The 20057-nt window shown below is 69.0% G+C and carries 20 protein-coding genes; 8 read left to right on the top strand and 12 right to left on the bottom strand.

Going from position 1 to position 20057, the window contains the following annotated elements; translation table 11 throughout:
• Positions 1 to 24: 24 nt before the first annotated feature.
• A complete protein-coding gene (locus G1H11_RS12560) occupies positions 25 to 552 on the bottom strand; it encodes a P-loop nucleotide/nucleoside kinase family protein (RefSeq protein WP_163818928.1) in 528 nt (175 codons plus the stop codon).
• A gap of 240 nt (positions 553 to 792) precedes the next feature.
• Here G1H11_RS12560 and srmL point away from each other — a divergent pair, with 240 nt between their 5' ends.
• Positions 793 to 1968, top strand: coding sequence for a PheS-related mystery ligase SrmL (gene srmL, locus G1H11_RS12555; protein WP_163818927.1), 1176 nt, complete (start codon positions 793 to 795; stop codon positions 1966 to 1968).
• Here the strand turns inward: srmL and G1H11_RS12550 are convergent.
• The 5 genes from G1H11_RS12550 to G1H11_RS12530 form a co-directional block, all read right to left on the bottom strand.
• Positions 1943 to 2806 carry an SAM hydrolase/SAM-dependent halogenase family protein gene (locus tag G1H11_RS12550; protein ID WP_163818926.1) on the bottom strand — a complete coding sequence of 288 codons (864 nt, stop codon included), beginning with the start codon at positions 2804 to 2806 and terminating at the stop codon, positions 1943 to 1945. The two genes, srmL and G1H11_RS12550, sit on opposite strands and share 26 nt — an antisense overlap.
• The gene (locus G1H11_RS12545; protein WP_163818925.1) at positions 2803 to 3831 is read right to left on the bottom strand and encodes a hemolysin family protein; all 1029 of its coding nucleotides are present in this window, start codon (positions 3829 to 3831) and stop codon (positions 2803 to 2805) included. The genes G1H11_RS12550 and G1H11_RS12545 overlap by 4 nt, the downstream gene beginning before the upstream one ends.
• Positions 3828 to 5159 (bottom strand): hemolysin family protein, encoded by a 1332-nt coding sequence (locus G1H11_RS12540; protein WP_163818924.1) that lies wholly within the window; start codon positions 5157 to 5159, stop codon positions 3828 to 3830. Before G1H11_RS12540 ends, G1H11_RS12545 begins: the two co-directional genes overlap by 4 nt.
• 173 nt (positions 5160 to 5332) lie before the next feature.
• Positions 5333 to 7864, bottom strand: a complete 2532-nt coding sequence (gene valS, locus G1H11_RS12535) for a valine--tRNA ligase (RefSeq protein WP_216843705.1) — start codon at positions 7862 to 7864, stop codon at positions 5333 to 5335.
• 186 nt (positions 7865 to 8050) lie between these two features.
• On the bottom strand, positions 8051 to 9748 hold the full coding sequence (locus G1H11_RS12530; RefSeq protein WP_163818923.1) for a DUF885 domain-containing protein: 1698 nt from the start codon (positions 9746 to 9748) through the stop codon (positions 8051 to 8053).
• 107 nt (positions 9749 to 9855) lie between these two features.
• On the opposite strand from G1H11_RS12530, the gene G1H11_RS12525 reads away from it, so the two are divergent.
• Both G1H11_RS12525 and G1H11_RS25245 read left to right on the top strand, forming a co-directional pair.
• Positions 9856 to 11103 carry a phosphotransferase family protein gene (locus tag G1H11_RS12525; protein WP_163818922.1) on the top strand — a complete coding sequence of 416 codons (1248 nt, stop codon included), beginning with the start codon at positions 9856 to 9858 and terminating at the stop codon, positions 11101 to 11103.
• 115 nt (positions 11104 to 11218) lie between these two features.
• Positions 11219 to 11602: a hypothetical protein gene (locus tag G1H11_RS25245; protein WP_216843704.1), complete on the top strand. Its 384-nt coding sequence runs from the start codon at positions 11219 to 11221 to the stop codon at positions 11600 to 11602.
• Between the two features lie 78 nt (positions 11603 to 11680).
• Here the strand turns inward: G1H11_RS25245 and G1H11_RS12515 are convergent, their stop codons facing one another.
• From G1H11_RS12515 to G1H11_RS25240, 3 genes are all read right to left on the bottom strand, one after another.
• Positions 11681 to 12379 carry a response regulator transcription factor gene (locus tag G1H11_RS12515; RefSeq protein ID WP_163818920.1) on the bottom strand — a complete coding sequence of 233 codons (699 nt, stop codon included), beginning with the start codon at positions 12377 to 12379 and terminating at the stop codon, positions 11681 to 11683.
• A gap of 2 nt (positions 12380 to 12381) precedes the next feature.
• Positions 12382 to 13788: a sensor histidine kinase gene (locus G1H11_RS12510; RefSeq protein ID WP_216843703.1), complete on the bottom strand. Its 1407-nt coding sequence runs from the start codon at positions 13786 to 13788 to the stop codon at positions 12382 to 12384.
• A gap of 86 nt (positions 13789 to 13874) precedes the next feature.
• A complete protein-coding gene (locus tag G1H11_RS25240; protein ID WP_163818845.1) occupies positions 13875 to 14303 on the bottom strand; it encodes a hypothetical protein in 429 nt (142 codons plus the stop codon).
• A gap of 223 nt (positions 14304 to 14526) precedes the next feature.
• Here G1H11_RS25240 and G1H11_RS12500 point away from each other — a divergent pair, with 223 nt between their 5' ends.
• Positions 14527 to 15951 carry a DUF222 domain-containing protein gene (locus G1H11_RS12500; protein ID WP_163818919.1) on the top strand — a complete coding sequence of 475 codons (1425 nt, stop codon included), beginning with the start codon at positions 14527 to 14529 and terminating at the stop codon, positions 15949 to 15951.
• A 57-nt stretch (positions 15952 to 16008) separates the two neighbouring features.
• Here G1H11_RS12500 and G1H11_RS12495 read toward each other — a convergent pair whose 3' ends face one another.
• Positions 16009 to 16530 carry a GNAT family N-acetyltransferase gene (locus G1H11_RS12495; protein ID WP_163818918.1) on the bottom strand — a complete coding sequence of 174 codons (522 nt, stop codon included), beginning with the start codon at positions 16528 to 16530 and terminating at the stop codon, positions 16009 to 16011.
• An 81-nt stretch (positions 16531 to 16611) separates the two neighbouring features.
• A complete protein-coding gene (locus tag G1H11_RS12490) occupies positions 16612 to 17388 on the bottom strand; it encodes a CPBP family intramembrane glutamic endopeptidase (RefSeq protein ID WP_216843702.1) in 777 nt (258 codons plus the stop codon).
• 71 nt (positions 17389 to 17459) lie between these two features.
• On the opposite strand from G1H11_RS12490, the gene G1H11_RS12485 reads away from it, so the two are divergent.
• The 4 genes from G1H11_RS12485 to G1H11_RS12470 all read left to right on the top strand — a co-directional run bounded on the left by G1H11_RS12485 (position 17460) and on the right by G1H11_RS12470 (position 18703).
• Positions 17460 to 17891 (top strand): NUDIX hydrolase, encoded by a 432-nt coding sequence (locus G1H11_RS12485; RefSeq protein ID WP_163818917.1) that lies wholly within the window; start codon positions 17460 to 17462, stop codon positions 17889 to 17891.
• Between the two features lie 84 nt (positions 17892 to 17975).
• Entirely contained in the window at positions 17976 to 18257 is a 282-nt protein-coding gene (locus G1H11_RS12480; protein ID WP_163818916.1) for a metal-sensitive transcriptional regulator, read from the top strand.
• Positions 18258 to 18284: 27 nt separating this feature from the next.
• The gene (locus tag G1H11_RS12475) at positions 18285 to 18500 is read left to right on the top strand and encodes a heavy-metal-associated domain-containing protein (protein WP_163818915.1); all 216 of its coding nucleotides are present in this window, start codon (positions 18285 to 18287) and stop codon (positions 18498 to 18500) included.
• Between the two features lie 2 nt (positions 18501 to 18502).
• Entirely contained in the window at positions 18503 to 18703 is a 201-nt protein-coding gene (locus G1H11_RS12470) for a hypothetical protein (RefSeq protein WP_163818914.1), read from the top strand.
• A gap of 24 nt (positions 18704 to 18727) precedes the next feature.
• Here G1H11_RS12470 and G1H11_RS12465 read toward each other — a convergent pair whose 3' ends face one another.
• On the bottom strand, positions 18728 to 19954 hold the full coding sequence (locus G1H11_RS12465; protein ID WP_163818913.1) for a GNAT family N-acetyltransferase: 1227 nt from the start codon (positions 19952 to 19954) through the stop codon (positions 18728 to 18730).
• Positions 19955 to 20057: the final 103 nt, after the last annotated feature.

Genomic DNA, 20057 nt, shown 5'->3' with positions numbered 1-20057 from the left:
CACTCTCGTCACACCGCGGCCTCGTCACACCGCCGCCTCGTCGATACGTGCGAGTATCTCGTCGACGGTCTCCTCGGGCGTCTGATCCGACGTGTCCAGCCACAGGCCGAGGCGCGGAGTCTCCTCACGCAGACTCGTATCCAGATCCCTGACCGTCCAGTCGCCGTATCCGGTCTTGGCGCGGTCCGACTCACGCCGCGCCACCACGTCGGCACGAGGTGCGAGCACCACCACGTACAGCGGCCTGGCCTGGATCCAGGTGGTGTAGTCGGCGAGCACTGGACCGAGCACCACGTCCTGCACCACAGCGGTGAACCCGGCCTCGGCGTACTTATCGGCCACTCCGGCCGTGATCCGGTACCGCAGCCACAGCTGCTCGAGGCCCTCATCGTCCCCGGGTGCCGGTGGCACGCCGCCGGTGACGATCAAGCGGCGGAAGACGTCGCCACGGACGTGCGCCGCCCGCGGAAGGCGGCGTGCCAGCAGGTCGGCGACGGTCGACTTGCCGGAGGCCATGATGCCGGAGATGAGGACAACACCGCGGTTGAGCATAGCCGTCAGCTTGCCACGGCGGCGGTCCTGGCATGTCACTGCCCGGCCGACGTGGACGTGGCTGCCGGCAGCAGCTACTATCCATGACATGCCCGCTCAGCGCCTGTTTATGTGCCCCCGGTCGGCGAAGGTCCGCCGTCCGGAGGGCTCGCGCGTCTGAGGCGATCACCCTTCGCGGACCCCGCCGCCCGGGGGAGGCTCCATCCCTCCGCCGTCTCGTTCCGTGAAATGGGTCTGATCATGACTGGTTCCACCGCACATACCCCTATCCGCCGTTCCGCCGCCGGCCAGTCCGGCATCCATCCGCGCCTGCTGCCCCTCCCGAGTTTGATCGAGGCGCTGTCGGTCCGGGATCTGACCGATCCCGCTGACGGACCGCACGCGCTCCAGATGCTCGTCGACGACGCGTCCTGCGCACTCGCCGCACTGTGGAACGCCGAGATCTGCGTCGAACGCTCCCGCCCTGTCGTCAGCCTCGAGGACAACTATGACCGGCTCGGATACGCGCCCGGTGCCATCGCCCGCGACGCGCGGTACACCCGGTACGTCAGCGACACCACCATGCTGCGTAGCCACACGTCCGCCGGCATTCCGCCCGCGCTTCGCCGGCTGGCCGCGTCCCCGGTGGATCAGGCTTTGCTGGTGCTCCCCGGCATCTGCCACCGGCGCGACTCCATCGACCGGCTGCACACGGGCACGCCGCACCAGCTCGACCTGTGGCTGCTGCGCCGCGGTGGGCGGCGCCTGAACCACGACGATCTGCACGACATGGTCAGCGCCCTGGCCGCGGCGCTGCTGCCCGGCGCGCATTGGCGGTGGACGAGCGCTGACCACCCCTATACCGTGGGCGGCCGCCAGGTGGACGCCATCGACCGTGGGGAGCCGGTCGAGATCGCCGAATGCGGCCTGGCAGCCCCGAACGTGCTGAAGGACGCGGGCCTGGATCCCTCCGCCTGGAGTGGGCTGGCCCTCGGCATGGGCCTGGACCGGATGCTCATGCTCCGCAAGGACATCCCGGACATCCGGCTGCTCCGTTCTGCCGATCCGCGCATCGCCGATCAGATGCTCGATCTGGAGCCGTATCACCCGGTGTCCGGCCTGCCGCCGGCGCTGCGGGACATCTCGATCGCCACCGATCCCGGCGCGGACGCCGAGGTGCTCGGCGACCGGATCCGCGACTCCCTGGGCGCGGACGCCGACCTGGTCGAGGAGCTCAGCATCGTCTCGTCGACCCCGTACGACGACCTTCCTTCCCCCGCGCGGGATCGTCTGGGCATCGTTCCTGGTCAGGTGAACGTACTCATCCGGCTCGTGTTGCGCCCCGTGGACCGGACGCTCACCGGCCGGGAGGCGAATGCTCTGCGCGACCGGATCTACGCGGCCCTGCACGTCAGGACGACGACGACGCCCTCCTGACCGTGACGGGATCACCGGGATGCAGCCGCAGCTCACCGGCAGCACTATCCTGGTTGACCGCGATCGCCAGGTAGCCATGCGAGTCGACGTACAGGACGAGCTCGCCGACCCCTACGTCGGCGAAGATGCGGCCGACCACCATGTCCACGCGCCGGACCCTGACGTCGTCCGCTGCCTCGTCGCCCGTGTCGCTGCCGGACGCGCCGGCGGACACCTGCACCCTGTCCCCAGCGGAGATCCCGGCTGTCATGAGCACATCACCGCGGGCCGCCAGGGTGACGTTGCCGAAGTGGTCGATCAGGTGCGCCTCCGTCTCCACCACGCCGTCCCGTACCCGGCTCAGCGGGTCCGGGAGCCGGATCACCGTGTCGACCGGCACGGCGGGTCCCAGCTCGCTCACCGGCACCCCCGCAGCGATGTGGGCGGCCGCGGGCGCGAATACGTCACGTCCGTGGAACGTGGCGGCGCGGCTACTCAGCCGGTACTCGGGGGAGGCGAGCTCGACCACGGACGCCGCACCACCGACGGCGTCCGCGGCCCAGCCGAGCAGCCCATTGTCCGGGCCGACGAACGTGTACTCGCCGGCTGTCAGCGCGATGCCCCGGCGCGCCGAGCCCACCCCCGGGTCCACCACCCCCACGACCACGCCGGGCGGCAGGTACGGAACGGTTTGGGCGAGCACCACGGCGCCGTGCCGGACATCCTGCGCCGGCACCGCGTGGGTCACGTCGATCACCCTGACATCAGGAGCGATCCGAGCGATCACGCCATGGCATGCGGCGACGAAGCCGTCCCGGTAGCCGTAGTCGGTGAGGAAGCCGACCCAACGGTGAGTCATGCCATCGCCGATCCGCTGACGAGGATGTTCGTCACCAGATCGTCCATGGTCACCAGGCCCACCACGCGGGAGTCGGCGTCCGCGACGACCCCAAGCTGCGCCCGGTTTCGCCGGAGGATGTCCGCTGCCGTCGCCAGGTCGGCGTCGACGCTGACCGAGGCGATCGGCCGTGCCATCTCACCAGCGGTCCACGATCCCTCCAGGCCGCGCCCAGCCAGCGCCTCCCGAGCGTGCACCGCACCGATGATCGCGCCGTCGTCGTCACGGACGACCAGCCGGGTGCGCCGATGAGCGGACGCCACGTCCAGAACCTCCTGCGGTCCGGCGTCCGCGTCGACCCCGACGACACGCTCCAGCGGCACCATCACCTTGCCCACGGCCGCGCCAGGGGCCCCGAGCGCTCTGGTCAGCAGGCCGTGGTCGTCGGCGCGGATCAAGCCGAGCCGCCGCGACTCGGACACCAGCTGGTGGATCTGCTCCCGGTTGCGCACGGTGACGATCTCGTCCCTGGGCTGCACGCGGACCAGCCGGACCAACACATTTGTGATCCAGTTGAGCGCGATCAGCAGCCACCGCACCACCCAGGTGTACGCCCGGAACGGCGGCGCCAGCAGCATGGCCGAGCGTTCCGGGTGGGCGATCGCCCACGACTTCGGCGCCATCTCTCCGACGACGACGTGCAGGAACGTCACGATGGCCAGCGCGATGATCAGGGCGACAACGTCGGCCACCGCCATCGGCAGGCCGAGTGCGGACAGCGGAGGCTCGAGCACGTGGTGCAGGGCCGGCTCGCTCACCATGCCCAACCCGATCATCACCATGGTGATGCCGAGCTGGGCACCGGCCAGCATGAGCGAAAGCTCCTTTACTCCGCGCAGAGCAGACTGCGCACCGCGCTTGCGGTCCGCCACGGCTTGCTCGAGCCGATGCCGGGCCGCGCCTACCAGAGCGAACTCGGCGGCCACGAAGAACGCGCTGGCCACGAACAGCAGGCCGGTGAGGAGCATGGCCGTCGTCGGGCTCATTGCTGCACCTCCACGGCCAGGCGGACCCGGACTCGCTCGGGCACCCGCCGCTCGACGGTGACGACCTCGATGTGGAGCCTCGCCTCGTCATCGCCGGACTCTGGCAGCTCGATCGTCAGTGTGTCCCCCGGCTCGGCCAGCCGGCCGAGCTCGGCCACGATGAGACCCGCCACCGTGTCGTAGTCCTCGGACTCGGGCAGCTCCACGCCGGTGTAGGCGGCGGCCTCGTCGACACGGAGACCGGCGTCGAACTCCCACCATCCGTCGACGAGAGCCACAGGTTCTCCCTCCTGGTCCGTCTCGTCCTCGATCTCGCCGACCAGTTCCTCCGCAATGTCTTCCAGGGTGATGATTCCGGCCAGGCCGCCGTACTCGTCCACGACACAAGCGAACTCGTCGTCGCGTTCCTGCATCCGGCTGACCAGTGGGAGCAGGGCCAAACTGTCCGGGACCAAGAGCGGCAGCCGGGCGATGTCCCCGGCCGTGGAGTTCGCGACCATGTGCGCGGGAAGGCGCATCAGCTCACGGACCCCCACCACGCCGACGACGTCATCCGTGGTGGCCCCGATCACCGGGTAGTGGGAGTGCCCCCGCTCCCGGATCAACGCGATCACCGCGTCCACCGGCTCCGACGCCTGGACACTGACCACGTCGGGACGCGGGACCATGGCCTCTCCGGCAGTGTGCTCGGTGAATCCGAGCGCCCGGCCGAGGACGTCGGACAGCTGCGGTGACAGCGAGCCCTGTTCCTGGGCCTCACCGATGATGTGGCCGAGTTCCTCGAGGGTGGCGCCGTGGTGAAGCTCCTCCACCGGCTCGATGCCCACCCACCGGAGAAGCCGGTTGGCGGAATTGTCGAACAGCCGGACGATCGGCCCTCCGACAGCCAGGTAGATGTGCGTCGACGGTGCCAGCGCCTTGGCCAGGACCTCGGCCTTGGCCAACGCGAGGTTCTTCGGGAACAGCTCTCCCAGGACCATCTGGATGACCGTGGCCAGGATGAACGCGACACCGATGACCACACCGGACATCGCGGCCTCCGGCACGCCGAGCCACTCCAGCAGCGGCCGGAGCACCGTGGCGAAGGCCGGTTCGGCGATGAATCCGACGATCAGCGCCGTCACGGTGATGCCGACCTGAGCGGCGGACAGCATGAACGACAGCCGCTCCATGACCCGCACCGCCGAAGCAGCGCGTTTATCGCCGGAGGCAGCCTGCCGGGAAAGCTCGATCCGGTCCGCCGAGACGTAGGCGAACTCCTGAGCGACGAAGTAGGCGGTGCCGAAGGTCAGCACGAACACCGCGAGAATACCCAGGGCCGCGTTCATTCGCGGCCCCCGTGCTGTGAAGGTTCAGCAGACCAGGATGAGCTGGGCTTGCGACTTGAAGCGTCCGACACTTCGGACACAACTCCTTCCACCGAACTGCCCCCAAGTGTGGGGCGTAGACGACTAGATTAGCGCCCGCCTGGCACGCGTGCCGGTCAGGGCACAGCACTTCCTCAGCCGGACACGGTGACCTCGCTCGTACCCGGTTCGCCGAAGATCGCCAGCTCGCCCACCCGGCCCGCGGCGACCAGATCGGCGTGGGTCCTGAGCAGCAGCTCCCGGTCCGCCGGAGACGTGACGACGACGGCCCGGTCCAGAGGTGCGCCCAGGGACAGGAGCCGATCGTGCTTGAGGCTCCGGATGCCGGACAGTGCGGATCGGGTCAGAGCGAACAGTCGGGCATCGCCGGGTTGCGAAACGATGTCCTCCGCGCGGGGCCAGTCCGCCCGATGCACCGATCCCTCCCGCCACCACGACCAGACCTCCTCGGTGACGAAGGGAAGGATCGGCGCGAACAACCTCACCTGGACATCGAGCGCCCGGCGCAAGGCCAGCCGCGCGGAAGCCGTCGCCCGCGCCGAAGCCCCGGACCCGTCGTCGCGGCCGTAGGCACGATCCTTCACGAGCTCCACAAAATCATCGCAGAACGCCCAGAAGAAGCGTTCGGTGACCTCGAGCGAGGCGGTGTAGTCGTAGTTGTCCATGGCATCGGTCGCCTTGCGCACCACGCCGGCCAGAGACGCGAGCATCGAGGCGTCCAGGTCTTCGGTGACGTCGCTACCCTCGTCGGCCGCGCCGAGACGGAGCACGAACCGGCTCACGTTAAGGATCTTGGTCGCCAGGCGCCGGCCGACCTTCATCTGCGCCTCGTCGAACGGTGTGTCCCGCCCGGGCCGCGCGCCGGCGGCCCGCCACCGGACGGCGTCGGCGCCGAAGCGTTCCAGCACGCCGACGGGCGTGGTGGCGTTACCCGTGGACTTACCCATCTTCTTCCGGTCGGGATCGACGACGAACCCCGAGATGGCGACCCGTCTCCACGGCAGTGACCCGTGTTCCAGGTGGGTCCGGAGCACCGACGAGAACAGCCAGGTGCGGATGATCTCGTGCGCCTGGGCATGCAGATCCATCGGGAAGGTCCGGGCGAACAGGTCGGCATCCCGTTCCCAGCCGCACACGATCTGCGCCGACAGCGACGACGTCGCCCACGTGTCCATCACGTCGGGGTCACCGGTGAACCCGCCGGGGCGATCCCGCTGCGCCTCCTCGTAACCGGAGGGAACGTCCGACGCCGGGTCCACGGGCAGGTCTTTCTCGTCCGGCAGCAGGGCGGCGTCGTACCTCGGGAGGCCGGCGTCGTCGAGCGGGTACCACACCGGGACCGGCACCCCGAAGAAGCGTTGCCGGCTGATCAGCCAGTCGCCGTTCAGCCCGTCCACCCAGTGCTCGTACCGATGCCGCATGTGGTCAGGCACCCACGCCAGTTCCCGTCCCCGGTCCAGCAACTCCGCCCGCAAGCCCGTGTCCCGGCCGCCGTTGCGGATGTACCACTGCCGGCTGGTGACAATCTCCAGCGGCCGGTCCCCCTTCTCGTAGAATTTCACCGCGTGCAGGACGGGCCGGGGCTCCCCGACCAGGCGCCCGGCCTCGCCCAGCAGCTCGACGACACGACGACGTGCCTGGCTGACACTCAGCCCGGCGAGCTCGGCGAAGGGCTGTGCGGGCACACCATCGGGAGCGTCCGTCAGGAACCGCCCGTCGCGGCCGATCACGGCCCGGACCGGAAGGTCGAGCTCCCGCCACCAGGTGACATCGTTGACATCACCGAAGGTGCAGACCATGGCGATGCCGGTTCCCTTGCCGGGATCGGCGAGCCGGTGCCCGAGCACGGGTACCCGGACTCCGAACAGGGGCGTCCCGGCCGTGCTGCCGATTAGTCCGGCATGACGGGAGTCGTCGGGATGGACGACGAGCGCCACGCACGCGGGCAGCAGTTCGGGGCGGGTCGTGTCGATCCGGATCGCTCCATCAGCGCCGTCGAAGACGAGCTGGTGGAACGCTCCGGGTCTTTCGTGGTCCACCAGCTCGGCCTGTGCCACCGCGGTCTGGAATGTGACGTCCCACAGCGTCGGCGCCTCCGCCTGGTACGCCTCGCCACGCGCCAGGTTCCGCAGGAAGGCCCGCTGGGATGCGATCCGCGCGGTCCAGCCGATGGTGGAGTACGTCAGCGACCAGTCGACCGACAGCCCGAGCCTCCGCCACAGGTCCTCGTAGGCCCGCTCGTCGCGAGCGGTCAGCTGCTCGCACAGCTCGATGAAGTTCTTCCGCGAGATCGGCAGCTGCTGCTTCGGCGGCTTCGCGGGTGGCGCGAAACCTGGATCGTACGGCACGGACGGGTCGCACCGGACGCCGTAGAAGTTCTGCACCCTGCGCTCGGTGGGCAGGCCGTTGTCGTCCCAGCCCATCGGATAGAACACGGCGTGGCCGCGCATCCGCTGGTAGCGGGCGACGATGTCGGTGTGCGTGTAGGAGAACACGTGCCCGACGTGCAGGTCTCCGGACACGGTCGGCGGGGGCGTGTCGATCGAGTAGACGCGCTCGCGCGGCGCGGATTGGTCGAACCGGTGGGTCCCCTGCTCCTCCCACTGGCGCGACCAGGTGCGCTCGAGTCCGTCAAGGGTCGGTTTGTCCGGCATCTGTTGTGGCATGGGTGGCTCCACTTGTACACAGTGGTCGGCGCGCACGTGGCGCGCGGAGACGAGGTCGAAAGAATCGGAGGCGGCGCTCAGCGGCGCACGGATACTCGCGCCCGGGCGGAGCCGGTGCGGGCGCGGATCAACATCCGATCGGACATGGCATCACTGTAGCAAGGGCCGGCAGCCGCTGACCCGCCGTCAGTCGTGCGCGGCGATCCAGGTGGACACCCGGCGACGCAGAACCGGCAGGCTGACGCTCGCCGCCCCGAGCACGACGTCGTGAAAGCCCTTGATGTCGAACCGGGATCCCAGTGCGGCCATCGCCTGAGCTCGCTGGTCGAGGATCTCGCGCTGGCCGACCTTGTAGGCGAGCGCCTGACCCGGCATCCCGATGTAGCGGTCGACCTCCACCTTGATGGTGTCCAGATCCAGGGGCGCGTGCTCGATCATGAAGTCGATCGCCTGCTGCCGAGTCCATCCGCGGGCGTGCAGGCCGGTGTCCACCACCAGGCGGCATGCCCGCCACACATCCGAGGCCAGCATCCCCAGCAGGTCCAGGTCGTCGTCGTACAGCCCCATCTCGACGGCGAGACGCTCGGCGTACAGGCCCCATCCCTCGATGTAGGCGGTCTGGCCCATGCTCATCCGGCGGAACGCCGGAAGGTCGGCGCGCTCCGAAGCGATCGCGAGCTGAAGGTGATGACCCGGAATGGCCTCGTGGTAGGCGATGGACGCGGTCTGGTGGCGGCCCCGTTCGGTGGGCTGGTGGAGGTTCACGTGGTACTCGCCCGGCCGGCTGCCGTCCGGAGCCGGCGGCGTGTAATACGCGGGCGGCACGTCCGCGGCCAGGTAGTCCGGCACCGGTGTCAGCCGGCACGGCGCTTGCGGCAGGATGCCGAACCAGTCACCCATCGCCGCAGTGGCGTTGTCGAGGCACGCCCGTGCGTGCTCGACGATCTCCGCACCGGACCGGTAGCGGATCTCGGGGTCGTTCAGCAGCCGGTCGAAGATCTCCGGCACGTCGGAGGTACCGAACGCGCGTGCGCCGATCTCGGCGAACTCCGCCCGGATGGACTTGGTCGCCTGCTCCAATCCCAGCTCGTGCAGCTCGTCCGCGGTCAGCGTCAACCCGGTGTTCAGCTTGATCAGCGCCTGATAGATCTCGTCGCCATCAGCGAGGTGGGCGAGCCCGGCTTGGTCGTCCAAACGAGCGGCCGGTTCGAGGTCGTTGGCCAGGACGTCGCGGTACCGGGCGAAGGCCGGGCGCAGGACGTCACGCACGGCGTCGGCCAGTTCCGCTCGCCAGGCACTCTCGCCGTCCCAGTCCGTGGGCCCTGCCAGGTTGACGAACGGATCGTTCTCCATAGGTGCCGCCAGATAGCTCTCCACCTGGTTACGCGACCGGGTGACGTTGATCCGGGCCGGTGGCCTGCCTGCGGCCAGTCCTTCGCGGTAACGCTCGGCTGCCTGGTCGAGGGTCCGGGCCAGCTCGCTCACCCGGCGCACCGCCATGCCGGCATGCTCTGGATCCGGTGCCCGGAGCTGCCCGAACAACATGAGGAACTGGGCGTGCATGCCCTGCATCTGGTCCGAGGTCAGCTCCGCGAGCCGCGTGTCGACCCGCGTGATCGCGTCGTCGAGATCGCCGATCAGGAGATCCCGGTTGACCATGGCGTCCTCGTCGAGTTCCTCAACCGGAACGGCCGCGGCCCGCTCTCGCAGCTCAGCCCAGAGCTGCCGATGCCGCTGCTCGGCTTGGGCGGACACGTCGTCTGACTGATCGTCGAACCGATGGTCCCCGAAGAACGACGCGATCAGCGGGGAGCTGCGCATCATGGTCTCCCAGTACTCGTCGGCGATCGAACGGATCACGTCGGCAGCGCTGTTCTCAGACATGCGCCTATCCTGCCTCCTCCACCCGGCGGCCGGCGCGGCGGCTCGATGAGAAAACCCTCACCTCCCGCTCATCGGGTGTGTCATCGGGCGCGGGCAGAATGGCTCGCATGTCTGCCGGACGGTCTTCCGACCCTGATCTGGACCTGCTCACGGGCCCGGGCGTGCAAGACCTCCTGGCCGCCGCCTTCGCCCCGGCCGGAGCCACCGTCCTGGACTGGGCGCTGCGCGACGTGGACCACCGCCCGGGCCGGCGGACGACGACGTCCTACGTCGCCCGGGTCGCATGGCCCGACGCCGAACGCGTGGAGACGGTGGCCGCGTCGGTGTCCGCCGCGTCCGCGGCTACAGACTCACCGCCCGCGGCCGGCGCAGAACCGGGCAGGCTCGTCGTCACCGACGGCGACCGGCAGGTCGAGGTGTGGCGCTTCCCCTTCGACCCGGAGCTGCCGGCTCTTCCCGCCGCCTGCTTCGCGGAGAGCGCCGCCGAGCTTCTCCGCCGGATGGGTATCGACGCGGCCGCGCCCGCACTACGAGTGGTCTCGTATCGACCTCGCAAGCGAGCCGTCGTGCAGATCGACACCGGCGAGGAGGTCGTCTACGCCAAGGTGCTGCGGCCGAAGCAGGCCGCAGACCTGCACCAGCGGCACTCGATGCTGGCGGAGGCAGACTTGCCGATACCGACGTGCCTGGGCTGGAGCAGCGACGGCGTGCTGGTTCTCAGTGAGCTTCGCGGCACGCCCCTGCGGGCTGCCCTCGACAGTCGCGGGGTGCAGGCGTGCCCCCCGGAAGAACTCGTGCGGCTGCTCGACCGCCTGCCCGCCGACGTGCGCACGCTGCCGCGGCGCCAGCCTTGGGCTGCACACGCCTCGCACTATGCCGGCGTCGTCGCGTCCGCGTTGCCGGCGGACGCGGACCGGGTCCGGACGCTGGCCACCCAGATCGATCACACGCTGAGCCTCTATGAGGACGCCGACGATCCCACTCATGGCGACTTCTACGAAGCGCAGCTGACGGTCGCTGATGGGCGCGTGGCCGGGATGCTCGACATCGACACGGTAGGTCCGGGCAGCCGCGCCGATGACCTCGCCTGCATGCTGGCCCACCTCTCCGTTCTGGCGGTGATGGATCCAGCGAGGAGCGACGGCGTGCGGCAGGCCGGCGCGAGCTGGATCGAGGCCTTCGACCGGAGCGCGGACCGGTTCGAGCTGCGCGTCCGCGCCGCCGCTGTGGTGCTCTCGCTCGCGCCCGGGCCGTTCCGCGCCCAGGAACCCGGCTGGGAGCAAGCCACCCGCCACCGGATCGACCTGGCCGAGCGGTGGCTGACCTGCGCCGACACCGGCGCCTCGCCTTTCTGAGAAGCCTCTCATCCGGCTCTACTCGTCACCTCATCCACGGCGGCGAAGATTCAACAGTAAGCACGAACAACCCGCGCGCCTCGTACAAGGCGTCGGCCGACGAAGGAGAAGGAACATGCAGGCTCGGAAGAAGTGGATCGCCGTGGGAGCTCTGGCCGCACTCGGCGTCGGAACCGGCTCGGCCGTGGCCATCCCCGCGGTCAGCGGCGATTCCGCGGCCGCACAGGACACCGTGAAGGTCTCCAGCATCCTCCAAGGCGTTCAGGACGACCAGCCGGCGACCCAGACAAAGAACGCGACAGCCGACAGCCCGAACACCCCCAACACGCCGGACAGCCCGCAAAGCCCCGCATCCCCGGCCAGCCCGGCATCGCCCAACACGCCCGACAGCCCGCAAAGCCCCGCATCCCCGGCCAGCCCGGCATCGCCCAACACGCCCGACAGCCCGCAAAGCCCCGCATCCCCGGCGTCGGCCGACAGCGCCGACTCCGCCGACTGACAGCTTCCGCCGGAACCTCTCAGCCATCAGGTGGGGGCGCTTCACGACAACCGTGAAGCGCCTCCACTGCTGTGTCGATCACGGGCGAACGCCGGGTTCGTCCGCGGCATCTTCGCCGTCCTCGGCCAGCCGATACCCCACACCCCGCACGGTGACGAACCGCGCGTTGCCAAGCTTGCGCCGCAGGTACCGCACGTAGACGTCGACCACGTTAGAGCCGGGATCGAAGTCGTACCCCCAGACTCGGCTGAGCAGCTGCTCCCGGCTGAGGACCTGACCGGGGTTGCGCAGGAAGGTCTCGGCGAGCGCGAACTCCCGAGCGGAGAGTTCCACGATGCGGTCGCCGACTTTGGCGCGGCGCGAACGCAGGTCCAGGGACAGGCCGCCGTGGTGCAGGATGGTGGCCTCCGGGGCCCGCTCGTCGCGCAACCTCAGCCGGATCCTGGCGAGAAGCTCCTCGAACCGGAACGGCTTCGCCATGTAGTCGTCCGCGCCGCCGGAAAGCCCGGCGACGGTGTCGGTGATCGAGTCCCGGGCAGTCAGGATGATCACCGGCAGCTCGTTGCGGGCTTCCCGCAGCTGCCGGAGAACGGAGAAGCCGTCCTGCACCGGCAGCCCGATGTCGAGCACCAGGAGGTCGAAACCGCCGGTCATGGCGTAGTCGAAGGCCGTGCGCCCATCGGACACCACGGTCGGGGTCATCCCCTCGGCCCGCAGCCCCTTCTCGATGAACGACGCGATGCGGCTCTCGTCCTCGGCGATGAGGATCCTGTTCATGGTCAGCTCTCCACCGTCGTGTCGTCGGGTTCCACAGCGATGATCCGGTCCGCGGGTAGCACGATGGTGAACACACTGCCGAGCCCGACGGTACTGGCGAGCGTCACCTCACCGTTGTGGGCATGGGCGATCGCGCGCACGATGGCGAGGCCCAGCCCAGAGCCTTCGCCTCGCCCGGAACCGTCGGCCCGGGCGAACCGCTCGAAGACGGCGTCGGCATGCTCCGGCGCTATGCCTGGTCCGGAGTCCCGGATCCAGATCCGGGCCGAATGCCCGAGCTGGACCTCGGCGCCGATCGCGACCGTGTCGTCGGGGCCGGTGAACGAGACCGCGTTGGAGATCAACTGGAGCAACGCCTGGGTCAGCCGCTGCTCATCGGCCTCGATGACCGCCTCGGGCCGGCTGTCCACACGCCACCGCCGCTCTCCCATCCCCCGGGCCTTGTCGATGACGTCGTCGACCAGCCGCCCGAGTTCGACATGCTGCGGACGGATGAAGTCCGGACGTTGTGCCTTGGCCAGCGTGATGAGCTCCTCCACCAGGCGATGCATCCGGTCGAGCTCGTCCAGGGCCAGGCTGCGCGCCTCACTGACATCCGCCGGGTCGCCTGCGTCCATCAGCTCCAGGTGACCGCGGATGATCGTGATCGGAGTGCGCAGCTCGTGACCGGCGTCGTCGAGTGCCTCCCGGTGAGCGCCGAAGGCGTCCTCGAGCCGGTCCAGCATCGCGTTGACCGCATACGCGATCTGGGAGACGTCGTCCCGGCCATCGATCGGGATGCGGCCGGACAGGTCGGTGTCGCTGATCCGCTGGGCGGTCTCGCGCAGCAGGCGAAGCGGGCGGAGCAACCGGCCGACCACAGCCCAGGCGACGCCGCCGATGAGCGCCAGGGACGCCAGCGCCACCAGGGCGTAGGTGCGATACGAGTCGACGAGCTCGGCGTGTTCCAGATCTCTGGAGTACGCGATGACGTACACGCCATTGGCCGGGTCCCCGCCGACCGTCACCGGTACAGCCACGTAGCGCAACGAGCCCAGGCTCCCGTCAGCTGTCCGCGCCCGGACGCTGGCCTGGGCCGGCAGCGCGTTCACGTCCGCGAGGAACTCGGCGTCCTGGTGAAGTCGCAGATCGACGGCGGACGACGGCAGCCACGCCACCTCGCCGTCGATGATGCCCAGCATGCCCTCGTTGGCTCCAGGCACGTTGCGCTGAAGCGCCACGATGAGTAGCCGGTCCACCGACGTGAACGGCGTTCCGGTCTCCGGGTCGACGCCACCCGCGACCAGCTCACGGAACTCGCCGACCTCCTGCGCGAGATTGTCGTCGATGCGCTGATCGACGCGCTCGCGCTGGACCAGGTAGGAGGTACTGCCGGCGACGAGCAGCCCGAGCGCCGCCGCCCCGAGCACGGCCAGGAGAACCCGGGAGCGGACCGTCAGTCCGCGTCGCGGCTGTCCCGGACGTGGTTGCCCCCCGGGGGGCTCAGCGTGGGCGTTCAGTCGTCGTCCTCATCGTCGTCATCGTCGTCGTCATCGTCGTCATCGTCGTCGTCATCGTCGTCGTCGTCATCGTCGTCGTCATCGTCGTCGTCATCGTCGTCGTCATCATCATCGTCGTCCGGCCGGACCGGCGGCCGCTGTGTCACCGTTTCCGGACCACCCCGAGGCGGTTCCGTCGAGGCGGTCGGCTCAGGCGTACTCGTCGGCTCAGGCGTACTCGTCGGCTCAGGAGTAGCCGACGATCCGGTGTCCGACGGCGCCGGTGAGCCGCTGACACGGGGGGCGGTGCTCGATGAGGGCTCGATGTGTACCGGCTCGCCGAGATCGGGTCCAGTGTCCGGTGTCGCGAGCAGCGCGACGACGCCGACTAGCGCGGCCACACAGATCAAGACCACGCCAGAGACGATGGCAATAACAGACTTCACAGACACGATGGTGGGCTCTCCGCAGGACACGGCGATGAAATGCGCATGAGAAGGCTCTCATCTGCTATGGCGTCTCGCACCTTTGAAGTATGACGCGCCCCGAGCGCAGTGCCGAATCAGGGCGGACAGTCAACCCCGCACTAGACGCCGATAGACCCTGTTTGACATAAATTGATGCCGTTCGCGTGTTGCATGCGAACATCTGTTCGGATATGATCTTTGGATGAGCGCTGATGGTGGTCTTCCGGTGGACGTGGCGGCGATGCTGCCCGGTCCAGAGCTGCTTGAGGTGCTCACCGGGGTCGAGGTGGCCGGCCTGTCTGCGCGTGACACGGTAGTGGTGGCCGCGGCGTGGGAACGCCAGGCCGGTTATGCGGCCGCGCAGCAGGCCAAGGCATTGGCCGCGCTGGCGGCGAAACCCGAGTACCGCGCCTGTGACGTGCCGCCGGACGTACTCAGCTCACATCAGCATGATCCGCTCGCGCCGGTGTCGGACGAGGTGTCGCTGGCGTTGCGCCTTACCGGTTTTCAGGCCCGCGCCCGGGTCAAGACCGCTTGCGAGCTCATCGAGGTGTTCCCGGCCACCCTGGACGCGTTGGAAGCAGGACTGATCGATGCGTACAAAGCCACACTGATCTGCGAGCGCACCCGCGTGCTCGACAATGCCGCTGCGCGCCGCGGGGTGCAGACACGCGTACTACCGATTGCGGCCACCCGCACCGCCCGCCAGCTCGACGATGCGCTTCGCCGCGCCGTGATCGCCGCCGACCCCGACGCCGCTGAGCAGCGCCGCACCCGGGCGGCGAAACACCGCCGCGTGGACCCACCCCAGCCGGCCACCGATGCCGGAGCCGACGGTATCGCCCGGCTCGCGCTGGAAGGACCAGCCGAAGACATCGTCGCGTTGTGGACCGCCATCGACGCCGCCGCCCGCCACGCCCGAACCCAAGACGACGAGCGCACACTGGCGCAGCTGCGCTTCGACATCCTCTGCGGTCTCGGCTGGACCGGCCTGGACCTCGGCCACCTCGGCTGCTGCAACCCCGCCTGCGCCACGGCGCACCCCTTCGGGCACACCCACGGCCGCGCCGCCACCGTGCACGTCACCGTCCCCGCCACGGCCCTGCTGGGAAACCACTCCAGCAGCAACGATGGCAGCGGTCCAGGTACTGGCGAGGACGGCGTCGCCTATCTCCACGGATACGGGCCGGTCACCGCCCACGCCGCCCGCCGCGTCGCCACCGAGGCCACCCTGCGACGGCTGCTCACCGACCACACCCACGGGCAAGTCCTGGAATACGGACGCAGCACCTACACCCCACCGCAGGAACTCGCCGACTACGTCATCGCCCGGGACGTGACCTGCCGCTTCCCCACCTGCCACCAACCCGCCCGGCACGGCGACATCGACCACAAACACCCCCTGGGAAACCGGCGGCACCACCGGCGCCTCCAACACCTGGTGCCTACACAAAGGCCACCACCTCGGCAAAACCCACCATCGCTTCACCATCCACACCGACCATCACGGCACCACCTGGTGGACCACCCCCGCCGGTCACCACTACCCGGTCACCCCCGGCACCGCCACCCTCATCCCACAGCCACCACCCCACAAACCAGCAGATCCAGATCCCCGCATGACTGACCCGCCACCCTTCTAAGCAGGCCGGATACCACGCGCTCGCACGCCGTACAGCGACTTTTATCCGAGGTCGTTGAAGGGTGCCGCGTACTGGAACTCGCCCCGCATGGTCGGCTCGTACGCCGATAACGTGCGTACCTGAAAATGTGCCCCCCACTCCGGTACGGGCGGGACGATGCCGTACTCGCTGGCCGGGCGGAACCCGAACCGCGGGTAGTAGCCGGTGTGGCCGAGCAGCATCACCACAGGTTCGTCGAGTGCGTCCGCCGCGCCGAGGACGGCATGCATGAGGGCCGAGCCGACCCGCTGGCTCTGGTGCGCCGGAAGAACACCCAGCGGCCCGAGCCCCAGCGCGGGTGCGTCGCCGATGCGTCCACGAGTGCACACCACATGACCGATCACGTCGTCGTCGGCCTCGGCGACCAGGGAGAGAGCGGGAATCCAGCCGGAGTCGGCGCGGAGGTCGTCCACCAGCCCGGCTTCGACGGGCACATCACCCGGGTGATCAGGTTTCGCGAACGCCTCGAGGTGCACGGCTCGGACGGCATCGACATCGGCGGGGGCCTCGCGGCGAATCAGCATTGGAACAGCATGAACCGGCGCCTCGGCCGGATCAATCGGATTTCGGACCGCCCGCCCATGGGGACCGCGCAGGGCACGAGGTCACGGCAGGCCGAGAGCGTCCTTGAACAGGGCATAGCCGACGAACGAGACCACGTCCAGGATGGTGTGCGCGATGACGAGCGGCATCACCCGTCCGGTCTTCTGGTAGAGCCAGGCGAACACGACGCCCATCGCGACGTTGCCCACGGCCATGCCCGCACCCTGGTAGAGGTGATAAGAACCGCGCAGCAGCGAGCTCGCGACGATCGCTCCTGGCACCCCCCAGTTCAGCTCACGTAGCCGCGTCATCAGATACCCGACGGCCACCACCTCTTCCAGCAGGGCATTCTGCAATGCGGCGAGGAAGAGTATCGGCACCGTCCACCAGTGCTCTCCCAGCCCGCTGGGGGCGATCGTGACGTTGAGGTCCAGAGCCCGGCCGAGCGCATAGACGCCCAATCCCGGTATGCCGATCACGGCGGCCAGCCCGGCACCGATGGCGAGATCCCGCCACGGACGGCTGAAGTCCAGCCCGATCCGGCGCACGGCCGACCGGCCCGGGGACGAGAGCAGGTAGAGCGCCAGGGCCACCGGCACCAGGGCGAAGCCGATACCGAGGATCTGGAAGACCAGGTCGAAGTTCTCCCGGGGACTTCGCGAGGCGTTCATGGTGGCGACCTGCTGGGACAGCGATTCTTCCCGGGTCCACCGGTCGAGGAACCGGACCATCGCGTACACGCCCGACTGCCCCAGCGACAGGCCCAGAACGATCCAGACCTCGACGCCCAGCCGCCTCCGGGTCTGCTGGGACGTAGGGTCGGCCGCGTCGGTCACCACCTATCGAGAGTAACCGCGCCGTTGGCGTGCCGGTTGTCCGGCCGCCTCCGGGGAGCGGCAGGATAGGCGACATGGCCGATAAGACGATCCGCGCAGCCGGCGGCGTGGTGTGGCGCGACGACGGCGACGCGGTGCGGGTCGTCGTCGTTCACCGGCCGAAGTACGACGACTGGTCGCTGCCGAAGGGAAAGCTCGACCCCGGCGAATCATGGAAGGACGCCGCGATCCGAGAAGTGTTGGAGGAGACCGGCTTGCATGTCGAGCTCGGTGACCCGCTCGGCGACGTCGAGTACGTCTACCGCGGCTCAGACAAGAACGGCGAGCGTACGCCGCGCCGCAAGGTGGTGCGGTACTGGTCGATGCGGGCGGTGAGCGGATCGTTCACCCCCCACCGCGAGATCGACGCCGTTCAGTGGCTCGAGCCGGGCGAGGCCTTCGGCGTCCTCACCCACGGGCTCGATCACGAGACTCTGCGCCGGTTCCTCGCTCTCGGCTCCCGGTAACGTGAGGCGGCCTCAACCAAGGAGTACCCTAGGGGGGTACCGTGTTACACTCTTCCGTTGGAGGCTCTGAACCGAGAGGACGCCATGACCAGCCAGACTAACTCCAAGGACAAGAACTTGATGCGGTTGCGCCGGATCGAGGGTCAGATCCGTGGTCTGCAGCGGATGGTTGAGAACGACCAATACTGCATCGACATCCTGACTCAAGTCACGGCAGCCACCCGCGCGCTGCAGTCGTTCTCTCTCGAGCTACTCGACAACCACATCGCCACGTGCGTCGTGGACGCCGCCCGGGCCGGCGGTCCCGAAGCCGACGAGAAGGTACGCGAAGCCCAGGACGCCATCGCCCGGCTGGTCCGCTCCTGATCTTGCCGAACTGGAGGACGAACGAGCATGAGCACCACCACGTACAAAGTCACCGGCATGACCTGCGGACACTGCGTCAGCGCCGTCACCGAAGAGGTGTCGAAGATCGACGGCGTCTCCGCCGTGAAGGTGGACCTGTCCTCGGGTGACGTCGAGGTCACCAGCGCGGCACCACTGAACGCCGACGACGTGCGGGACGCCGTCGACGAGGCCGGATACGAGCTCGTCGACGCCGGAGGCTGACCATGAGCGACAACCACAGACTCGATCTCGAGTTCGCCTACACCAGTTTCCGCGACTCCTGCCGCGACCTGTTCTCGCCGGAGTATCGCTGCCGGCGGCCGCACGGCCACGTCGGCGCCCACGCCGCAGGATTCGGCGACAGCCGAGTGCGCTGGACCCACCTGCAGGACCAGGACCTGGACACACCCCTGCCGGCCCACTGACAGGCCGGCAGAGGTGTCAATCGGTCAGAACACCTCGATCGAGAGCGGCTGCTTGTGCCAGCCGAACGCGACCGACGCAGCGGCCAGCGCGGCCGGGCTGTGCGCCGTCACCAGGCCGGCGTCCGCAAGCGTCGTCAGAGACGTACCGCCCAGGTACACCGCGCCCAGCTCGCGGATGTCGAGGGATAGGTCCGGGGCGTCAGTGGTCGGCTCGCAGGTGGCCGAGTCCGCACCGCCAGTCAGGCGCCAGCGTCCCGCATTGGCCGGGACTCGCTGATCGGCTACGTCGAGGACGACATCGATCGGCGCGGCATAGCGGCGCGCGCTCAAGGCTGCGGCGATGTCGACGACGCGGATCCACAGTCCCGGCTCCACCCAGGTGGCCATCCCCTGCGGGTTGGTCACCAGGTGCGTCAGCGGCTCGTCGGGCGCGGCGAAGCTGTACTTCACCGTGCGGACGAGGTCGATCGAGAGCAGGAAGCGCCACAGCGCGGCGTAGGCCTCGACGGTCTCAGCCATGACCTCGCCGACGGCTACCTCGCCCTTCGGCCCTGTGTCATCCCACCCACCCTTGACCCGCCAGGTGGCGTACCCCTCGGCTTCACCGTCCACCTCATACAGGACGGCCCGTAGTTCCGACATTCCTCGTCGCCAGACTTTCAGGTCCGCGGTGTGGTATTCCCACCAGTGGCCCGGCCGGCCGGAGATGCCCGGCCGCAGGACGCGAGCTCGTTCGTAGACCGAAGCGAGCTGGTCCCTGACGTCGGCCGGCTTCGCCTGGCGGAGCCGGCCGGACGGCGTGACACCCGGCAGGGTCGTCTCCCGGACGGCGATCTTGTAGCCGACCTGCCACGACGCACGGCCGTACCCGTAGCGTCCGTAGATGGCTCCTTCGCTGGCCCACAGGGCGGCGATCGGCTCGTTGCCACGCTCGATAATGTCGTCGAAGATCGCAGTCATGATTTGGTTGAGCAGACCGCGGCGCCGGTGAGTCGGCGCCACCGCCACGCCGGTGACGTGCGCGGCCGGGATCACGGCCCCAGGAACGGTCAGGTCGCGGGTGAGGATGGAGCCGTTGGCGACGATCCGGCCGTCGCCGGTGATCACGCGCGCCCGTTCCGGCTCGTCGACCAGCTCGAAGACCTTGAGGAATTCGTCGTCGAGATCGTCCAGGAACGCCCGGGAGATGAGCTCGCCAAGATCGCGGAGATCGTCGCTGGTGGCGGCACGAAGTTCGAGGTTGTTGTCCACCCACCATGTCTAGCCGATGCCCGCCGAATCGGCCAGAGATTTATCCCGGTTCCGGCGGTGCCGCACTCGGCCCGCGCCAGTCCTCTCAACCATGTCGGCGCGG

This window comes from Phytoactinopolyspora alkaliphila, assembly GCF_010550695.1.
Lineage (GTDB): Bacteria > Actinomycetota > Actinomycetes > Jiangellales > Jiangellaceae > Phytoactinopolyspora > Phytoactinopolyspora alkaliphila.
This window is presented reverse-complemented; position numbering and strand designations above follow the sequence as displayed.